This is a genomic window from Candidatus Rokuibacteriota bacterium (assembly GCA_030647435.1).
Classification (GTDB): Bacteria; Methylomirabilota; Methylomirabilia; order Rokubacteriales; family CSP1-6; genus AR37.
In genome coordinates this window covers 1-15,820 of the sequence record JAUSJX010000085.1, presented here as the reverse complement: position 1 = coordinate 15,820, position 15,820 = coordinate 1, and the positions used below count along the sequence as shown (strand labels likewise).

The 15,820-nt window shown below is 69.2% G+C and carries 16 protein-coding genes; all 16 read left to right on the top strand.

Annotated elements, in window-relative coordinates:
- Nucleotides 1–17 precede the first annotated feature (17 nt).
- From Q7W02_15650 to Q7W02_15575, 16 genes are read left to right on the top strand one after another with little or no spacing between them, the layout of a single operon-like run.
- A complete protein-coding gene (locus tag Q7W02_15650; protein ID MDO8477598.1) occupies nt 18–1,166 on the top strand; it encodes an acyl-CoA dehydrogenase family protein in 1,149 nt (382 codons plus the stop codon).
- A 25-nt stretch (nt 1,167–1,191) separates the two neighbouring features.
- On the top strand, nt 1,192–1,509 hold the full coding sequence (locus tag Q7W02_15645; GenBank protein ID MDO8477597.1) for an EthD family reductase: 318 nt from the start codon (nt 1,192–1,194) through the stop codon (nt 1,507–1,509).
- Between the two features lie 25 nt (nt 1,510–1,534).
- Nucleotides 1,535–2,389 carry an amidohydrolase family protein gene (locus Q7W02_15640; GenBank protein MDO8477596.1) on the top strand — a complete coding sequence of 285 codons (855 nt, stop codon included), beginning with the start codon at nt 1,535–1,537 and terminating at the stop codon, nt 2,387–2,389.
- A 13-nt stretch (nt 2,390–2,402) separates the two neighbouring features.
- A complete protein-coding gene (locus Q7W02_15635) occupies nt 2,403–3,980 on the top strand; it encodes a long-chain-fatty-acid--CoA ligase (protein ID MDO8477595.1) in 1,578 nt (525 codons plus the stop codon).
- Nucleotides 3,977–4,816: a citrate/2-methylcitrate synthase gene (locus Q7W02_15630; GenBank protein MDO8477594.1), complete on the top strand. Its 840-nt coding sequence runs from the start codon at nt 3,977–3,979 to the stop codon at nt 4,814–4,816. Before Q7W02_15635 ends, Q7W02_15630 begins: the two co-directional genes overlap by 4 nt.
- 11 nt (nt 4,817–4,827) lie before the next feature.
- A complete protein-coding gene (locus Q7W02_15625; GenBank protein ID MDO8477593.1) occupies nt 4,828–5,262 on the top strand; it encodes a PaaI family thioesterase in 435 nt (144 codons plus the stop codon).
- Nucleotides 5,259–6,047: an enoyl-CoA hydratase-related protein gene (locus tag Q7W02_15620; GenBank protein ID MDO8477592.1), complete on the top strand. Its 789-nt coding sequence runs from the start codon at nt 5,259–5,261 to the stop codon at nt 6,045–6,047. The genes Q7W02_15625 and Q7W02_15620 overlap by 4 nt, the downstream gene beginning before the upstream one ends.
- 11 nt (nt 6,048–6,058) lie before the next feature.
- Entirely contained in the window at nt 6,059–7,261 is a 1,203-nt protein-coding gene (locus tag Q7W02_15615) for an ABC transporter substrate-binding protein (GenBank protein ID MDO8477591.1), read from the top strand.
- Nucleotides 7,261–8,307: a zinc-binding dehydrogenase gene (locus Q7W02_15610; protein ID MDO8477590.1), complete on the top strand. Its 1,047-nt coding sequence runs from the start codon at nt 7,261–7,263 to the stop codon at nt 8,305–8,307. The genes Q7W02_15615 and Q7W02_15610 overlap by 1 nt, the downstream gene beginning before the upstream one ends.
- Entirely contained in the window at nt 8,304–8,459 is a 156-nt protein-coding gene (locus Q7W02_15605) for a hypothetical protein (GenBank protein ID MDO8477589.1), read from the top strand. The genes Q7W02_15610 and Q7W02_15605 overlap by 4 nt, the downstream gene beginning before the upstream one ends.
- Before the next feature lies 1 nt (nt 8,460).
- On the top strand, nt 8,461–9,600 hold the full coding sequence (locus Q7W02_15600; protein ID MDO8477588.1) for an acyl-CoA dehydrogenase family protein: 1,140 nt from the start codon (nt 8,461–8,463) through the stop codon (nt 9,598–9,600).
- Nucleotides 9,601–9,610: 10 nt separating this feature from the next.
- Nucleotides 9,611–10,393, top strand: a complete 783-nt coding sequence (locus tag Q7W02_15595; protein ID MDO8477587.1) for an enoyl-CoA hydratase — start codon at nt 9,611–9,613, stop codon at nt 10,391–10,393.
- A 10-nt stretch (nt 10,394–10,403) separates the two neighbouring features.
- Nucleotides 10,404–11,540 (top strand): thiolase family protein, encoded by a 1,137-nt coding sequence (locus Q7W02_15590; protein MDO8477586.1) that lies wholly within the window; start codon nt 10,404–10,406, stop codon nt 11,538–11,540.
- Nucleotides 11,540–11,956, top strand: coding sequence for an OB-fold domain-containing protein (locus Q7W02_15585; protein ID MDO8477585.1), 417 nt, complete (start codon nt 11,540–11,542; stop codon nt 11,954–11,956). Before Q7W02_15590 ends, Q7W02_15585 begins: the two co-directional genes overlap by 1 nt.
- 3 nt (nt 11,957–11,959) lie before the next feature.
- Nucleotides 11,960–12,751 (top strand): enoyl-CoA hydratase-related protein, encoded by a 792-nt coding sequence (locus tag Q7W02_15580; protein MDO8477584.1) that lies wholly within the window; start codon nt 11,960–11,962, stop codon nt 12,749–12,751.
- 7 nt (nt 12,752–12,758) lie between these two features.
- Entirely contained in the window at nt 12,759–13,412 is a 654-nt protein-coding gene (locus Q7W02_15575) for a TetR/AcrR family transcriptional regulator (protein ID MDO8477583.1), read from the top strand.
- The last annotated feature ends 2,408 nt before the right edge of the window (nt 13,413–15,820 follow it).

The following is a 15,820-nucleotide window of genomic DNA, read 5'->3' as shown; positions in this document are numbered from 1 at the left end:
AATAATATTCACCCACGATGGACGCCTCCCCCTGGCTCGGCCCCGAGCACGAGGAGTTCCGGCGCGCGGTCCGCGCCGTCGTCGCGCGCGAGCTCGCGCCGCACGCCGACGAGTGGGAGGCGGCGGGGATCTTCCCGCGCGAGATCTACGCGCTCATGGGCAAGCTCGGCTACCTCGGGCTCCGGTACGCGCCCGAGTACGGTGGCGCCGGGCTCGACTTCTGGTACACGCTCATCCTCGCCCAGGAGCTGGTGAAGTGCGGGAGCGTGGGCACCGCCGTCGGCCTCCTCGCCCACATGGAGTTCGCGCTTTCGGTCATCGAGGCGCGGGGGACGCCGGAGCAGAAGCGCGAGTTCCTCGCCCCCGCGATCCGCGGCGAGAAGATCGCGTCCATCGGCATCAGCGAGCCCGGCGCCGGATCGGACGTCGCGGCCATGCTGACGACGGCGCGCCGGGACGGCGGCGACTGGGTCATCAACGGATCGAAGACCTTCATCACCAACGGCACGCGCGCCGACTTCGTCTCGCTGGTCGCGCGCACCGGCGGGCCCGGGCCAAAGGGGCTCTCGGTCATCCTGCTCCCCTCCGACACGAAGGGCTTCCGCGTCGGCCGGACGCTCCAGAAGATGGGCTCGCGCGCCTCGGACACGGCGGAGCTCTTCTTCGACGACTGCCGGGTCCCGCTGCGGAACCTCGTCGGCGAGGAGGGCCACGGGTTCGGTTACGTGATGGACCACTTCAAGGGCGAGCGGATCGTCATCTCGGCCTTCGCCCTCGGGGTGATGGAGCGCCTCTGGGAGGAAGGGACGCGCTACGCCGCTGAGCGCCGGATTTTCGGCCAGCCGCTCGGGAAGTTCCAGGCGTGGCGCCACCGCCTCGCCGACGTGCGGACGACCATCGAGGCCACGCGCCAGCTCGTCCACTGGGCCTGCGACCGCCTGAACCGCGACGCGCCCGACGCGAGCCTCGCCGCCTCGATGGCGAAGCTCTTCTCCTGCGAGCAGGTCAAGCACGTCGCCAACGAGGTGTTCCAGCTCCACGGCGGCTACGGCTTCATCGAGGAGTACCCCATCTGCCGGCTCTACCGGGACGTGGCGGCGTTCACGATCGGCGCGGGCACGAGCGAGATCATGCGCGAGATCATCGCCCGCGAGGAACAGCTGTGAGGGGCCGCCGGGGGAGGAGCATCCAATGATCCAGGTCGTGTCCATCTTCAACTTCGACACCACCAAGCGGTCGCTGGAGGAGTGGGAGCGGTACTACACGGAGGAGTACGTCCACAACCTGCGGAAGGCACCCGGCCTGGCCCGGTACATCGTCGGCAAGACGGTGAAGCTGGGTCACGCCGACACCACCTACTACCGCGTCGCGACGCTGTTCTACGAGGACCTGGAAGCCTTCCGCCGCGCTTCGGCCTCACCGGAAGGCCGCGAGGCCGGTCGCATGATGCAGGAGATGGCTCCGAACTCGAAGCTCTACGTCATCGACGCCCAGGACGTGGAGCCGTGACCAGCACCTGAGCATGGAGGAGCCGATGGAGCGGATTGGCGCGATCGACGCGTGGGCGACCCTGGTGACGCCTCAGGGGGCGACGCAGTGGCCCCCGGAGTTCGTCCACATCTTCAAGCGCTACAAGGTGGACCGCCGGATGCTCGAGGGCATGAGCCTCGAGACCATGCTCGCCGAGATGGACGAGGCCGACGTCGACATCGCCGTCTTCTCCGCCTTCGGCTACGGCAACTTCCACGTGATGCGGAACGAGACGGTCGGCGAGATCGTCCGGAAGCACCCCGACCGGTTCATCGGCGCCGGCACGGTGGATCCGCGCAAGAAGCCCATGGAGGTGGCGCGCGAGATCGAGCGGATGGTGAAGGACCTCAACATCCGCCTCGTGCGCCTGGAGCCCTACGCCTACGGCGGCGACGACTACACGGGGCTCCCGCCCAACGACAAGCGCTACTGGCCCGTGTATATGAAGTGCTCCGAGCTCGGCGCCGCCGTCGCGATCCAGGTCGGCCACACGGGCCCGCTGATGCCGTCGGAGTGCGGGCGGCCGATCTATCTCGACGAGGTGGCGCTCGCCTTTCCCGAGCTCGTCATCCTCGGCTGCCACCTCGGCCAGCCCTGGCACGAGGAGATGATGACGCTCGCCTGGAAGCACCCGAACCTCTACGTCGAGACCTCCGCGCGCCCCGCGAAGTTCTGGCCGCCCGAGTTTCTCAAGTACGTGAAGGGCTGGGGCCAGGACAAGGTGATCTGGGCGACGGACTACCCGCTCGTGTCCTTCAAGCGTGCCCGCGAGGACGTGGATACGCTGGGCCTGCCGGTCCCGATCAAGCGAAAGCTCCTCCGCGAGAACTTCCTGAGAGCGCTCAAGCTCACGCGCTGAGGAGGTACCTGCCATGATCCACCCGTACGCGTACTACCTCGACCGCGCGGCGCGATGGTATCCGGAGCGGATCGCGGTGATCGAAGGCGAGGCGCGGCTCACCTACCGGGAGCTCGACCAGCGTGTGAGCGCACTCGCCCGCGCGCTGATCCATCTCGGCGTGAAGCCCGGTGATCGCGTCGCCGTGCTCCAGGCGAACAACCACCAGTTCATGGAAGCGCTCGCGGGCGCCGCCCGCGCCGGCGCGGCGTTTGTCCCGATACTCGGGATGCTCACCGAGGCCGATCACGCCTACGTAGTCCAGGACTGCGGCGCCCGCGTCCTGATCGCCCCCGTGGCCGCGCTGGGCACGCGCGCGCGCACGCTGAAGGAGCGCGTGCCCGGTGTCGCTCACGTGCTCACTGTCGGCGGCGGCGACGGCGCGCTCGACTACGAGCAGCTCCTGACGAGCCACGCCGGCGAGGCCCCGGTCATCCGCGGCAAGGAGGGCGACCTCGGCCAGATCCTCTACACCTCAGGCACGACGGGGAAGCCCAAGGGTGTGGTCCACACCTTTGCCACCACGCAGGCGGCGATGTTCGCCTGGGTCGAGATCGCGCGACGCCAACCGGGCGACGTCGGGCTCCTGTACACGCCGATGAGCCACTTCGCCGCGCGCCTCATGGACTCCGGCTGGGTCGCGGGAAGCACAGCCGTGATCCTCCAGGCGCCCGATCCCGTCCAGACGTTCGCGGCGATCGAGCGCCACCGGGTGACGCACCTCCTCGCGATCCCCACCCTGCTCCAGATGTTCCTCGGCCACCCCGAGATCGACCGCCACGACCTCTCGAGCCTCCGCTTCATCTGCTACGCCGCGGCGCCCGCCTCGTCCGCCCTCGTGCGCCGGGCGATCGAGCGCTTCGGCTCGATCCTGCACACGGGCTGGGGCGGCACCGAGGCCTACGGCCTCAACACCCACATGACACCCGTGGAGCACCGGGCGGCGCTCGAGGGCCACGAGGATCGCCTGCTCTCGTGCGGGCGCGAGAACTCGCTCGGCGGCCGGGTGCGCATCCTCGACGAGCAGGGGCGCGACGTGTCCCCAGGCGACGTCGGCGAGGCGTGCGTGCGCGCGCCGTGGATGACGGCCGGCTACTGGAACCTGCCCGAGCTGACCGCGCAAACGATCGTCGACGGGTGGCTCCACTTCGGCGACCTCGCGCGCGTGGACGAGGACGGCTACATCTACCTCGTGGACCGCAAGGGCGACATGATCATCACCGGCGGGATGAACGTCTACCCGCGCGAGGTGGAGGAGGTCCTCTACCAGCACCCCGCCGTGCTGGAGGCCGCCGTCATCGGCGTTCCCGACGAGAAGTGGGGCGAGGCGGTGAAGGCGGTCGTCGCCCTCAAGAGCGGGCAGACCGTCGGCGAGGCGGAGCTGCTCGCGTTCGCGAAGGAGCGGCTCGCGCCGTTCAAAGCGCCCAAGTCGCTCGAGATCCGCGCGTCCCTGCCGAAGACGCCCGTCGGGAAGATCTCGCGGCGCGACGTCAAGGCCCAGTACTGGGCGGGCCAGGGGCGGATGGTCCACGGCGCCGGGGGCCGGGCGTGAAGAAGGCTCGCGCCGACTCGTGGCAGGGCTACTGGACGACAAAGATCGGCTGGGCCGAGGCGGGCAAGATCCTCGTCCGCGGCTACCGCGCCGAGGAGCTGATCCGCAACGTCAGCTTCGCCGAAGCCGCGTACCTCGTCATCCGCGGCGAGCTCCCGACGCGCGCCCAGGCCCAGGCCCTCGACGCCGTGCTGCGCTCGGGGCTCGATCAGGCGTTCATCAGCTCCGCCGTCCCGCCCGCGCGCTTCGCCGCCTCGGCGGCGCCCGAGGCGCCGGCGGCGGCGATCGCCGCGGGCGTCATCGCCTTCGGGTCGGTCACGGGCTCGCCGCGCGAGTGCGCCGAGATGCTGGCCGCGGCCCACCGCGAGCGGACGAAACGCCGCCTCTCGCTCGCCGAGGCGGCGCGCCGCACCGTCGAGTCGTACGCGAAGGATAAGCGCCGGATCCCCGGCCTCGGCCACCCGGTGCACAAGCGCGTTGAGCCGCGCGCCGCGGCGCTCACGGAGGTCGCGAAAACGCTCGGCGTGTGGGGCAAACGCGCGCAGCTCTTCGACGCGGTCGCGCGCGAGGCCACGCGGCGCTTCAACCACCCGCTGCCGGCGAACCTCGCCGGCGTGATCGCGGCGGTGTTGCTCGAGATCGGCTTCGACCCGCTCGAGATGGTCGGGCTCGGCGTCCTCTCCTATCTCCCCGCGCTCATCGCCCACACGACCGAGGAGATCCGCGAGGGCCATCCTTTGCGGATCATTCCGCCAGAACTCGGCGCGCGCTACGCGGGCCCCGCCGAGCGGCCCCTGCCCGCCCGCCACGCCAAGCGGCGCACGGGCAGAGCCTGAGAGGACGGAGGATGCCCGCGATCCCACCGCATGACGCTCGCGACTTCGGCGGACTGGTGGGCATCCAGGCGCTCGCGCTCGGGGATGGACGCTCGCGCTGCTCGCTCACGATCGACGGGCGCCACTACAACCCGAACGGGGTCCTCCACGGAGGGGTCACGTTCACCCTCACCGACGTGGCAATGGGGTCGGCGGTCTTCTCGACGCTTCCGAAAGGGGAACGCACGACCGCGATGGAAGTCCAGGTGCGCTTCCTGCGCGCGGTCATGGGTGGCACGCTGACGGTCGAAGGCGAGGTCGTGAGTCGCCATGAACGAATCGCCGTCACGCGGGCCGATGTCAGGGACGACGGGGGACATCTCGTCGCCACCGCCACCGGGACATTCTACATCTTCCCGAACTCCACATCGGACGCGATCACGAGCGAAGAACGGGAGACACAATGACATTCGAGACCATCACGGTCGAAGAAGCCGACGCCGTCGCGACCCTGACCCTCCACCGGCCGGAGAAGCTCAACGCCCTCAACGTACGGATGGGCGAGGAGCTCTGCGAGGCGCTCGCAAGGCTCGCCAAGAGCGCGAACGCGCGTGTCCTGGTGGTCACCGGCGCCGGGCGCGCCTTCAGCGCGGGGGGCGATATCGGTTCGATGGACCAAGTCGCGGGTAACACGTTCTCCATCGACCACAGCGTCAGGATCTACTGTGAGGTCGCCCGGCGACTCCGCGAGCTCCCGCTGCCCGTCGTGGCGAAGCTGAATGGCGATGCCTTCGGCGGCTCGCTCGGGATCGTGATGGCGTGCGACCTGCGCCTTGCCCGCGACGACGCCCGCATGGGCTTCGTCTTCACCCGTGTCGGCCTGAGCGGCGCCGACGCCGGCGTGAGCTACCTCCTGCCGCGGCTCGTCGGCGTCGCCAAGGCGGTCGAGCTGCTGTTCCTGGGCGAGACGATCGGCGCGGCGGAGGCGGAGCGCATTGGGCTCATCCACCGCGCCGTGCCCGCGGCCGAGCTCGATCGAACGACTGAGGACATCGTCAGGCGCCTCGCCGCGGGACCGCCGCTCGCGCTCCAGTTCACCAAACGCGCGCTCTACGACGGCCTCACCCGGGACATCGCGAGCGATTTCGAATACGAGGCCTACGTGCAGGCGCTCTGCTTCCAGAGCGAGGATCATCGCGAAGGACTCACAGCCTTCCGCGACAAGCGGGCGCCCGTCTTCCGCGGGCGCTGAGAGGGGACATCATGCGAAGCGTTCCGATCGTAGCGCTCGGCGTCGCCGTCCTGTTTGCCGTCCTGTTTGCCGTCGCTGTCACCGCGCCGGCCCAGAGTCGCGTGCCGGGGGTGACGGATACAGAGATCGTCCTCGGCACCTCGACCCCGCTGTCGGGTCCGGCGGCAGCCTGGGGAAACACGGCGCGCGGCATGGAGGCGTGGGCGGCCCACGTCAACGAGCAGGGCGGCGTCCACGGAAGAAAAATCCGCCTCGTGATCAAGGACGACGGCTACGTCCCCGGCCGCGCCGTCGCCAACGTCACCGAGATGAAGGACTCGGTCTTCGCCGTCGTCGGCCTCCTCGGCACGGCGATCGTCGCCGCTGCCAAGGACGTCGCCATCGGCGCCGGGGTGCCGCTCGTGGCGCCGTTCGGAAACGCCCGCATCTTCACCCGCGAGACACGCGAGCGCATGCAGGGCGTCTTCGTCATCAACACCGACTACCCGCCCGAGGGCGAGTTCCTCGCGACCCACGCCCTCCGCCAGCTCAAGGCGAAGAAACTCGCCGTCTTCTACCAGAACGACGAGTACGGTAAGGGTGGTCTCGACGGCGTCCGCAAGGCCGTCGCGGCCGTCGGCGGCGCCCAGCTCGTCGGCGAGGTCGCCTACGAGCTCTCCGACCGGGCGCTCGGCACTCACGCGCTCAAGCTGAAGGAGTCCGGCGCCGAGGTCGTGATCCTGTACCCCACGACCACGCACGGCGCCCTGATCCTCAAGGAGATGGCGACCCACGGCTATCGCCCGACCGTGATGGCCTCGTTCACGCTGGCGGACCCCCTGATGTTCACGCTCGCGGGCGAGCTGTGGGAAGGCGCCTACGTCAACGTCGCCGGTCAGGTCGGCCCGCTCACGGCGCCGGAAGCGATGCGGGCGATCGAGATCCTCACGAAGTACGAGCCGAGCTTGAAGGGCAAGGAGTACGCGGGGCTTTACGGCGCGGTCTCGATGATGCTCACGGTCGAAGGGCTCAAGCGCGCCGGGCGCGATGTCACACGCGAGAAGTTCATCGCGGCGCTCGAAACCGTCAAGGACTTCAGGGCCGAGGGGATCGGCGCGGCGATCACGTTCGGCCCGACCCGCCGCCACGGCCTCAACGCGGTCATGCTCATGCGCGCCGAGAAGGGGAAGCTCGTACCGGTTACCGGCTGGCAGTTCTTCCCGCCGCTCTACTGATGCGCGCGGCGAGGTTCTACGCGGCGAAGGAGCCGCTGAGGATCGAGGAGGTCGAGGCGGGGCTGCCGGGCGAAGGCGAAGTCCGGGTCGCCGTGGAGGCGTGCGGAATCTGCGGCACCGACCTCCACATCGCGATCGAGGGGACGATCCAGCTCCCGAAGACACCGATCGTCCTCGGCCACGAGGCCGCGGGCGTGGTCGCCGCGGTCGGCCCCGGGGTCACGCGCTGGAAGGCGGGCGACCGCGTGACGATCTTCCCCACCGTCGCGTGCGGCGCGTGCTACGCGTGCCGGCAGGGGCGCGAGGTCTTGTGCCCCCAAGCGCAGGTGCTCGGGGTCAACCGCGAGGGCGCCTTTGCCGAGTCGATCACGCTCCCGGCCTCGTGCCTCCTGCCCCTGCCTGCCGAGGTGTCCTTCCCCGTCGGCGCGATCGTGGCGGACGCGGTCTCGACGGCCTACCGCGCCATCGTCCACCGCGGCCAGCTCAAACAGGGTGAGCGCGTCGCCATCTTCGGCTGCGGCGGCCTCGGCTTTCACGGGATCAAGATCGCGAAGCTCCTCGGCGCCTCTCAGATCATCGGCGTGGACGTCGCGCGCGGAGCGCTGAGACGCGCCGAGGAAGCCGGCGCCACTCAGGCCATCGACGCCTCGAGCGGGGAGGTGGCGAAGCAGATCCGCGCGCTCACGGCAGGCGAAGGCGTGGACCTCGCCGTCGAGTTCGTCGGCCTCAAGGCCTCCGTCACCGAGGCGATGCGAAGCCTCAAGCGCGGCGGGCGCGCGGTCGTCGCGGGCGTCGGCGGCGACAGGGTCGAGCTGCCGCCGCTCCGCTCCTTCGTCGGTGGCGAGCTGGCCGTGCTCGCCTCCATGGGCTTCGACCGCGCGGAGGTCGAGGCGGTCATCCGTCTCGTCGCCGAGGGCACGCTCGATCTCTCGTCCTCCGTGACCGACGTGATCCCGCTCGACGCGATCAACGAGGGGTTCCGCCGGGCGTTCACCAAGGAGGGCGACCCGATCCGCATCGTCGTCCGCCCCGGAGCGCCCGGGTGAGCCACGAGGAGCTGGCCGCCTTCTGCCAGGGAAAGATCGCGCGCTACAAGATTCCGAAGTCGGTCATCGTATCGTCCGAGCCGCTCCCGCGGAACCCGACGGGGAAGGTCCTCAAGGGCGTCCTCCGTGAGCGGTACGGCCAAGGAGGCTAGGATGGAGTTTGCTTTCACGCCCGAGCAACTCGAGTTCCGCCGGAGCGTGGCCGCGTTCTGCGAGCGCGAGATCGTCCCGATCGCGGGCGAGTGCGACGCGCGCGGCAAGTTCCCGCTCCACCTCTTCAAGACGCTCGGCCGGCTCGGCTGGCTCGGCGTGAAGTTCCCGACGGAGTGGGGCGGCGCGGGCCAGGGCAGCGTGACCTACGCGATCCTCGCCGAGGAGCTGGGCCGCGCCTCGGCGGGCATCGCGCTCGGCTTCTACGTCCACGTGGCGCTCGCGCTGACCGCGATCAGCGTCTTCGGTACCCATGCCCAGAAGGAGCGCTATCTCCGCCCCGGGATCGCCGGCGAGAAGATCGGCGCGTGGTCCTTCGCCGAGCCGGGCGCCGGCTCCGACCCGGGCTCGATCACCTGCCGCGCGGAGAAAACGGCCACGGGCTATCGGATCAGCGGGACCAAGATGTTCACGACGAACGGCCCGTTCGCCGACTTCGTCGTGCTCACCGCCTCGACGGCGCCGGGCCAGGGTGTCAGGGGGCTCTCGCTCTTCCTCGTGGATCGCGGGTTGGCCGGCTTCACGGTGGGCCGCAGGATCGAGACGATGGGGATGCGCGCCTCCCAGACGGCCGAGCTCTCCTTCGACGGCTGCGAGGTGTCCGCCGACGCGCTCCTGGGCGAGGAGAACCGCGGCGCCATGACCGCGATGCAGACGCTGACGGCCGGCCGGATCACCGCGGCCGCGTACGCCGTGGGCACGGGCCGGGCGGCGCTGGAGGCGACGCTCGCGTACGTGAAGCAGCGCCAGCAGTTCGGTCAGCCCATCGGAAAGTTCCAGGGCGTCCAGTGGATGCTCGCCGACATGGCGACGGCGCTCGAAGCCGCCCGGCTCCTCACTTACCAGGCCGCCTGGCTCGCCGACGCTGGGCTCCCCCATATAAAGGAAGCGTCCATGGCCAAGCTCTTCGCCACCGAGACGGCCACGCGCCTCGCGAACGACGCGCTCCAGCTCCACGGGGGCTACGGCTACGTCCTGGAGTCGCCGATCCAGCGGCTCTACCGAGACGTGAAGCTCTTCGAGATCGGCGAGGGCACCTCGCAGATCCACCGGAACATCATCGCCCGCCAGCTCGGGCTCTGAGGAGCGAACCATGCAGACCGTGATCGTCGAGCGCAGCGACGGCGTGGCCACCGTGCGCCTGAACCGCCCGGAGAAGATGAACGCGCTGAACATGGCGCTAATCAGCGAGTTGACGGGAACGTTCCGGGAGCTCCAGAGAGACGACAGCGTGCGCGCGGTCGTCCTCACCGGCAACGGCCCCGCCTTCTCGGCGGGCGGCGACTTCGAGGCCATCCATGCGCTCGCGCAGGCCCCGCCTGTCGAGAGCCGGCGGGCGCTGCTGGACGGCCTCGAGGTGCTGAAGGCGCTCTGGGCCCTCGAGCGGCCCACCGTGGCGCTCGTCAACGGCGCAGCGGTCGGCGGCGGCCTCTCGCTTGCGCTCACCTGCGATTTCGTGCTGGCCGTGGAGACGGCCACGCTCTCGTTTCCGTTCGTGCGCCTCGGGATCGTCCCCGACCTCGGCGCGCTCTACACCGTGCCCCGCTTGGTCGGCGTCAGGCGCGCGAAGGAGCTGCTGATGAGCGGCCGCGCGTTCACCGCGCGCGAGGCCGCGGACATCGGACTGATCACGCGCGCCGTCGCGAAGGACGCGCTCGAGAGCGAGGGCGCGGCGCTCGCGCGCGAGTTGGCTCAGGGCGCCACGCGGGCGCTCGGCGCGACGAAGACCCTCCTCCAGCGAGGGCTCGATCTCGATTTCGAGCAGTTCCTCGAGCTGGAGGCGCACGCCCAGTCGTTGCTCTGGCACACGGCCGATCACCGCGAGGGCGTCGCCGCGTTCCGCGAGCGCCGGGCTCCGCGGTTCATCGGAAGGTAGTCAGGCGGCGGTGCCGACCAGCGCCCGCATCGTCGGCGTCGGCCACACGAGCCTCGCCCCTCGACTGAACCGCTCGGCGTGGGCGCTGCAGGCGGAGGCCGTGCGCGCGGCCGTGGCAGATGCGGGGCTCAGGCCGCAGGACGTGGATGGCCTGATCACGGAACCCGGATACTCACAGGGGGTCATCGAAGGCATCACGCCGCACTTCTTGCGCCTCGGCGCGATGCTCGGGCTGAATCCCCGCTACACGTCTTCGGAGGTTCTCGGTGGGGCGAGCTGCGTGGCCATGGTGCAGCGCGCCGCGATGGCCGTCGCCGCCGGCCTCTGCAACGTGTGCGTGTGCGTGTTCGGCGACGCGCCCTCCATGGCCCGGGGAACCTGGAGCTACGGCCGCGGCGACGGCTCCGCCTTTGGACTGTTCGGCGCGGCGGGACTGCACGCGCTCGCGGCGCGCCGTCACATGGCCGTCTACGGTACCCGGCCGGAGCACCTCGGGGAAGTCGCTGTAACCTTCCGGCAACACGCCGGCCTCACGCCGCACGCGCAGCAGCGGGCTCCCCTCCCGCTCGGCGAATACCTGGAATCGCCGTATCTCGTCGAGCCATTGCGCGTGCTCGACTGCTGCCTGATCTCCGACGGCGCCGGCGCTGTCGTCGTCACGTCTGCCGAGCGAGCGCGTGACCTGTCCCGCGGAGGGATCCGGATCGCCGGGTTCGGACAGGCGCACAACTTGACGGGCCTCGCCGGCGCCGACTACCTGACCACGCTGCCGGCGCGGGAGTCGGGCCCGATCGCGTTCGGAATGGCCGGCATCACGCACGACGACGTGGACATCGCTCAGCTCTACGACTGCTTCACGATCGTCGTGCTCATGCAGCTCGAGGACTACGGCTTCTGCGCGAAGGGCGCCGCGGGCGCGTTCGTCGCCGACGGCCACCTCCGCCTCGGCGGGCGTTTGCCCACCAACACTGCCGGCGGCCTGCTGTCCGAAGGGTTTGGAGGCGGGATGTTCCATGTCATCGAGGCGGTCCGCCAGCTGCGCGGCGAGTGCGGCGCGAGACAGGTCGAGGAGGCCGAGGTCGCCCTGGTGAGCGGCCACGGTCTCGGGATGAACACGCACGCGACTGTGATCCTGTGCCGGGACTGATGGCGGACACACCTCGCCCCGCTCCGGTCCCCGATGCCGTCACCGCGCCCTTCTGGGAAGGCTGCGCGCAGGGCGAGCTTCGCGTCCAGGAATGCCGGGCCTGCCGGTTCCGGTGGCTCCCGGGATCGGTGGTGTGCCCGCACTGCTGGAGCGATGCGGTCACGTGGGTGGCGTCCGCTGGCGAAGGCACGGTGGTCACCTTTGCCGTCTATCACCGCAGCTACCACCCCGCGTTCCAGCCGTTGGTGCCCTACGTGGTCGCTGTGGTAGAACTCGCGGAGGGGCCGCGTCTGGTGAGCAACGTCGTTGGCGTCGCGCCGGAGCGCGTGCGCGTGGGCATGCCCGTGCGCGTCGAGTTCCAGTCGGCCGGCGACATCGCGCTGCCGGTGTTCCGGCCTGTCGGAGAAGGAGACTAGAGGATGAGCGTCCGCTTCGAGACCCGTGGCCACATCGCGATCGTCACGATCGATCGCCCCGAGGTCCGCAATGCCATCGACCCGGCGACCGGCGAGGCGCTGGCCGACGCGTGGCGACAGCTGCGCGACCGTGCCGATCTGCGGGTCGCTGTGCTCACCGGCGCCGGGAGCGACGCATTCTGCGCCGGCGCGGACTTGAGAAGCGTCGGCGAGTTCTACCGCTCGCTGACCTCGGCGGAGCGTCTGGCGCGCGGCGAGAGGGAGCCGGGGCTCGGCGGCCTCACCCGCAACCTCGACGTCTGGAAACCGATCATCGCAGCCGTCAACGGCTACTGCCTCGCCGGGGGGTTCGAGCTGGCGCTTGCGTGCGACATCCGGATTGCGTCGGACACCGCCACCTTCGGCCTGCCCGAGGTGAGCCTGGGCATCATGCCGGGCGCCGGCGGAACGCAGCGCCTCGCTCGCGTGGCCCCTCTCGGCTGGGCGCTCGAGATGATTCTGACCGGCGAACGGATCACGGCAGCCGAGGCCTGGCGGCTCGGCATCGTGAACCGCGTCGTACCCCCCGCCGACCTGCTCGACGCCGCGGTAACGCTGGCCGAGCGTATCTGCCGGAACGGTCCCCTGGCGGTGCAGGCGGCGAAACAGGCGGTCTACCGCGGCCTCCACCTGCCAATGGACGAGGCGTTGCGGCTCGAACAGCTTCTCGCCGAGCCGGTGCGTCAGAGCGAAGACGCTCAGGAAGGGCCGCGCGCGTTCTTTCAAAAACGCACGCCGGTCTTCAAAGGCCGATAATAGCCGTATGGGAACCGCGCACCGAAAAGTCCGCGAGCGTCGCGCCAGGAAGTCGGCCATCCAAGCGGCAGCCGTCCGCGTCTTCGCCGAGAAGGGCTTCTCGCGCGCGACGATGGAGGACATCGCGCGGCAGGCCGAGGTCTCGGTCGGGACGATTTACCTCTACTACCGCTCCAAGGAAGACCTCTACGTGTCGCTGCTCTTCGAGAGCATGCAGCGCATGAGCGAGGCGATCGAGAAGATCATGGCTTCGGGGTTCTCCCCCGACCGCCAACTCAAGCGCGTCTGGGACTACTTCTACGACTACCACGCGCGCCATTCACAGTCGTACCGCGTGCTCGTCTTCCTCCAGCAGCCGGGCCTCACCGCCGGGATCTCGCCGAAGACGCTGCAGGAGATCAACGTCCGCGCGGCGCGGAACTTCTCGCTCGTGAGCCATATCGTGGCGGCAGCGATCGACAAGGGCATCTACCGCCCTCACGAGCCGCGCGAGGTCGTGGACCTCCTCTGGTCGCTCTTCCTCGGCCTCGTGCATCTGTCGGAGACGCGGAAGAACCTCGGCGTGACGATCTCGACCCTCAAAGACCTCCACCGGAAGGCGTTCGCCTGCTTCGAGGAAGGGGTGCGAGCGAAGCGGCCCACGCGCGAGCAGCACGATTGATCCCGGGCTGTCCGTCGCCGGCACCTTTGAGACTCCGCGAGGCGGCGCGGAACCGCGAGTTCACTGAGGAGGACGCGGGCTTGAGGCTCCGCTAGCGGGTCAGTGTCTCCCGCTTTTCTTTTCGGGGTACAGCTCTCAGGCCTTAGGGCACCTTCTTGGGGCCCACTCACAGTGGGCATGTAAGGCGACTTCTGCCTATCGGGTTGACTCCGAAGCACACAACTGGTCGTAGGCAGGCGGGCCCGTGTCGTGCCGCCGAGCCCACCCATGGGATCGTTCGGAGTCAACCCGATAGGCACAAAGGCCGTTATCAGACCGGGCCGGGGCCGGTGGGCATCAGGGGAGCCCCGCGCTGGCCTCGCGACCGATGCGCAGGCACTGTCCCTCGATCTCGTAGAGCTTGCTCGGCGCCCCCCCGGCCCCGCCGCCGCACCCCTTCCGCCCGCTTCGTGACCGCGAGCCCGTGGCGGCGCAGGATGGCCCGGGTCAGAGGGCGATCGCGGTGCTGACGCTCGCCTTCGCCCCGGTGAAGCGAGCAATGCCGGGTGTCAGGCTGGGGCCCGCAGGGGAGGCCGCATTTCGCCCACCCGCATCGCGCGGCGAGGGCGCCGAGGGAACAGCGTTTGTCCGTCCTATGCGCTTCGCCATTCTGAAGTGACGTCAGAGGACGCGGCCCGCGGGCGGCGCTGGCGGCCAGGGGCAGGCGCGGAAGAATCCCTGTGCAGGACGTCGTGCAGCAGTCTCGGCGAGCGGGATTTGCCGGTCTTGATATTGGCCAAGTGCCCGGAACACGGCGTTGGAGTGGGCCCGTGCGTAAAACGGCGCCAGTTCTTCGTCCAAACCTGGCGCGCGGGCCCTTCAGTACGCCCGCCGGCGCCACCAACCCTAGTTGTGAGGCCATCACGTCGAATCTGAACTCGAATGGCCTGTTTGCCGGCAAGTGGTTGCGGGCCCCGGATTTCAACACGCGACGCGCCAGTGCGCGCTCACGCGGCCCGGGCTATGCCCCGGATCTCGAAGGTCAGCGTTTGTGTCAACGATGGTGGTGGCCCCAACGGGATTTGCAGCCTAGTGGGCCAGAGCCTCCGCTTCCCTTTGCAGGGTACAACCTTCAGGTCGTAGGGGCCCCGACCGTTCGACAGGTGAGCGCCCCATGCTGGCCTCGATCGGGCGCAAGCGACTAACGCCCGCTAAGCGTCACCTTCGAGGGGCGGTTTGGATCGTTACCTTCAGGGCGCACGCCAGGTGGGCAACGCCGCCCGATAGATGGGGCACGTTGACGGACTTCTCCTTTTCCTCGATCTTATGGGAGCAGTAGACGCAGACCGCGACGTTGGGCATCATGTCGCACCTCCGTGTGCCGTCTTCTCCCCTATTCGATGCTGCCGGGAAGCGGCACCGTCTGTACCTAGGGGCTCCTGTCTTCGACTCGCGCCTCGATCCTGTCAAACAGTCCCATTTCCTCGGGCGTTGGACAGGGGCGTCTTTCTATCGGGCTAGCCCTCCCGCTCAGCGGTCACACGCATCCACTTCTGACCGAGAGGATCCATGAGCTTCTATACGTTCCCGAGACTGTCGAGCGCATACAAGGCAGTGATCACCGTCCCCTGTGCAATGGGAAGGGCGACCGGGGCGATCTGAATAAACGTGCCATCAACCATGGATGCCTCCGTAAGCTTCCCCTCTTGGTACACGTTTATCGTGCCCGTCGATGCTCCGCACATCTGCGGGTGTTGAATCCCATCCGCCTTCTTGGCTTTCGGCTGTACGGCCCCTCGGGGCTGGTTCAGGCGCTGTCTCCTTTCGCGCCGCGTGACAGTCCGCAATGAAGGTTTCCACGGCGTCCGTCGTCAGCACCTTTGGGACTCCGCGAGGCGCTCCGGAACCGATGGTTCGCCGCTGAGTTCACCCGGGGTGCCCTGCATCACCGTGCCCCGATTGTCGCGAACGGGTGGCCCTGCGTCGGGGTCTTCGCCGGGCGCGTCGATCAGGACTTGCGCGACGTCTGAGAAAAGAACGTGCTCAGCAACGGGCGAAGCTCCTTATTGCCGCACCGGGGGCATGCGACCTTCGCCTTGTTGTGCTCGCTGATTGAGAGGGTGACTCGTACGTCACGCTTGCACTTGTCACAGTAGTACTCGTAGACAGGCATGGCTGGCCCTCCCGTGGCTCCGAACCCCATTTGATAGTCCGACGACCTGTTCTGGACTGGCAACGCTACAGCACCTTGCATGCCACTGCTAGCCGCACTGCGCCATCGGAACGCTGGCGGCCCATTGCTCGCCCTCCTCGTCGCTGCTGCTGCAGCGGATGCGGTGATTGAGTGATAGGCTGCAAGGCACTCAGGGGCAGTGTTGCCTGGGCGGTCCGGCGTGGGAAGCAAGTGCGGACCGGACAGGAGGATCCCC

Coding starts and splice junctions, on each gene's coding strand:
- Q7W02_15650 (MDO8477598.1), top strand. CDS start 18: ATGGACGCCTCCCCCTGGCTCGGCCCCGAGCACGAGGAGTTCCGGCGC.
- Q7W02_15645 (MDO8477597.1), top strand. CDS start 1,192: ATGATCCAGGTCGTGTCCATCTTCAACTTCGACACCACCAAGCGGTCG.
- Q7W02_15640 (MDO8477596.1), top strand. CDS start 1,535: ATGGAGCGGATTGGCGCGATCGACGCGTGGGCGACCCTGGTGACGCCT.
- Q7W02_15635 (MDO8477595.1), top strand. CDS start 2,403: ATGATCCACCCGTACGCGTACTACCTCGACCGCGCGGCGCGATGGTAT.
- Q7W02_15625 (MDO8477593.1), top strand. CDS start 4,828: ATGCCCGCGATCCCACCGCATGACGCTCGCGACTTCGGCGGACTGGTG.
- Q7W02_15620 (MDO8477592.1), top strand. CDS start 5,259: ATGACATTCGAGACCATCACGGTCGAAGAAGCCGACGCCGTCGCGACC.
- Q7W02_15615 (MDO8477591.1), top strand. CDS start 6,059: ATGCGAAGCGTTCCGATCGTAGCGCTCGGCGTCGCCGTCCTGTTTGCC.
- Q7W02_15610 (MDO8477590.1), top strand. CDS start 7,261: ATGCGCGCGGCGAGGTTCTACGCGGCGAAGGAGCCGCTGAGGATCGAG.
- Q7W02_15600 (MDO8477588.1), top strand. CDS start 8,461: ATGGAGTTTGCTTTCACGCCCGAGCAACTCGAGTTCCGCCGGAGCGTG.
- Q7W02_15595 (MDO8477587.1), top strand. CDS start 9,611: ATGCAGACCGTGATCGTCGAGCGCAGCGACGGCGTGGCCACCGTGCGC.
- Q7W02_15585 (MDO8477585.1), top strand. CDS start 11,540: ATGGCGGACACACCTCGCCCCGCTCCGGTCCCCGATGCCGTCACCGCG.
- Q7W02_15580 (MDO8477584.1), top strand. CDS start 11,960: ATGAGCGTCCGCTTCGAGACCCGTGGCCACATCGCGATCGTCACGATC.
- Q7W02_15575 (MDO8477583.1), top strand. CDS start 12,759: ATGGGAACCGCGCACCGAAAAGTCCGCGAGCGTCGCGCCAGGAAGTCG.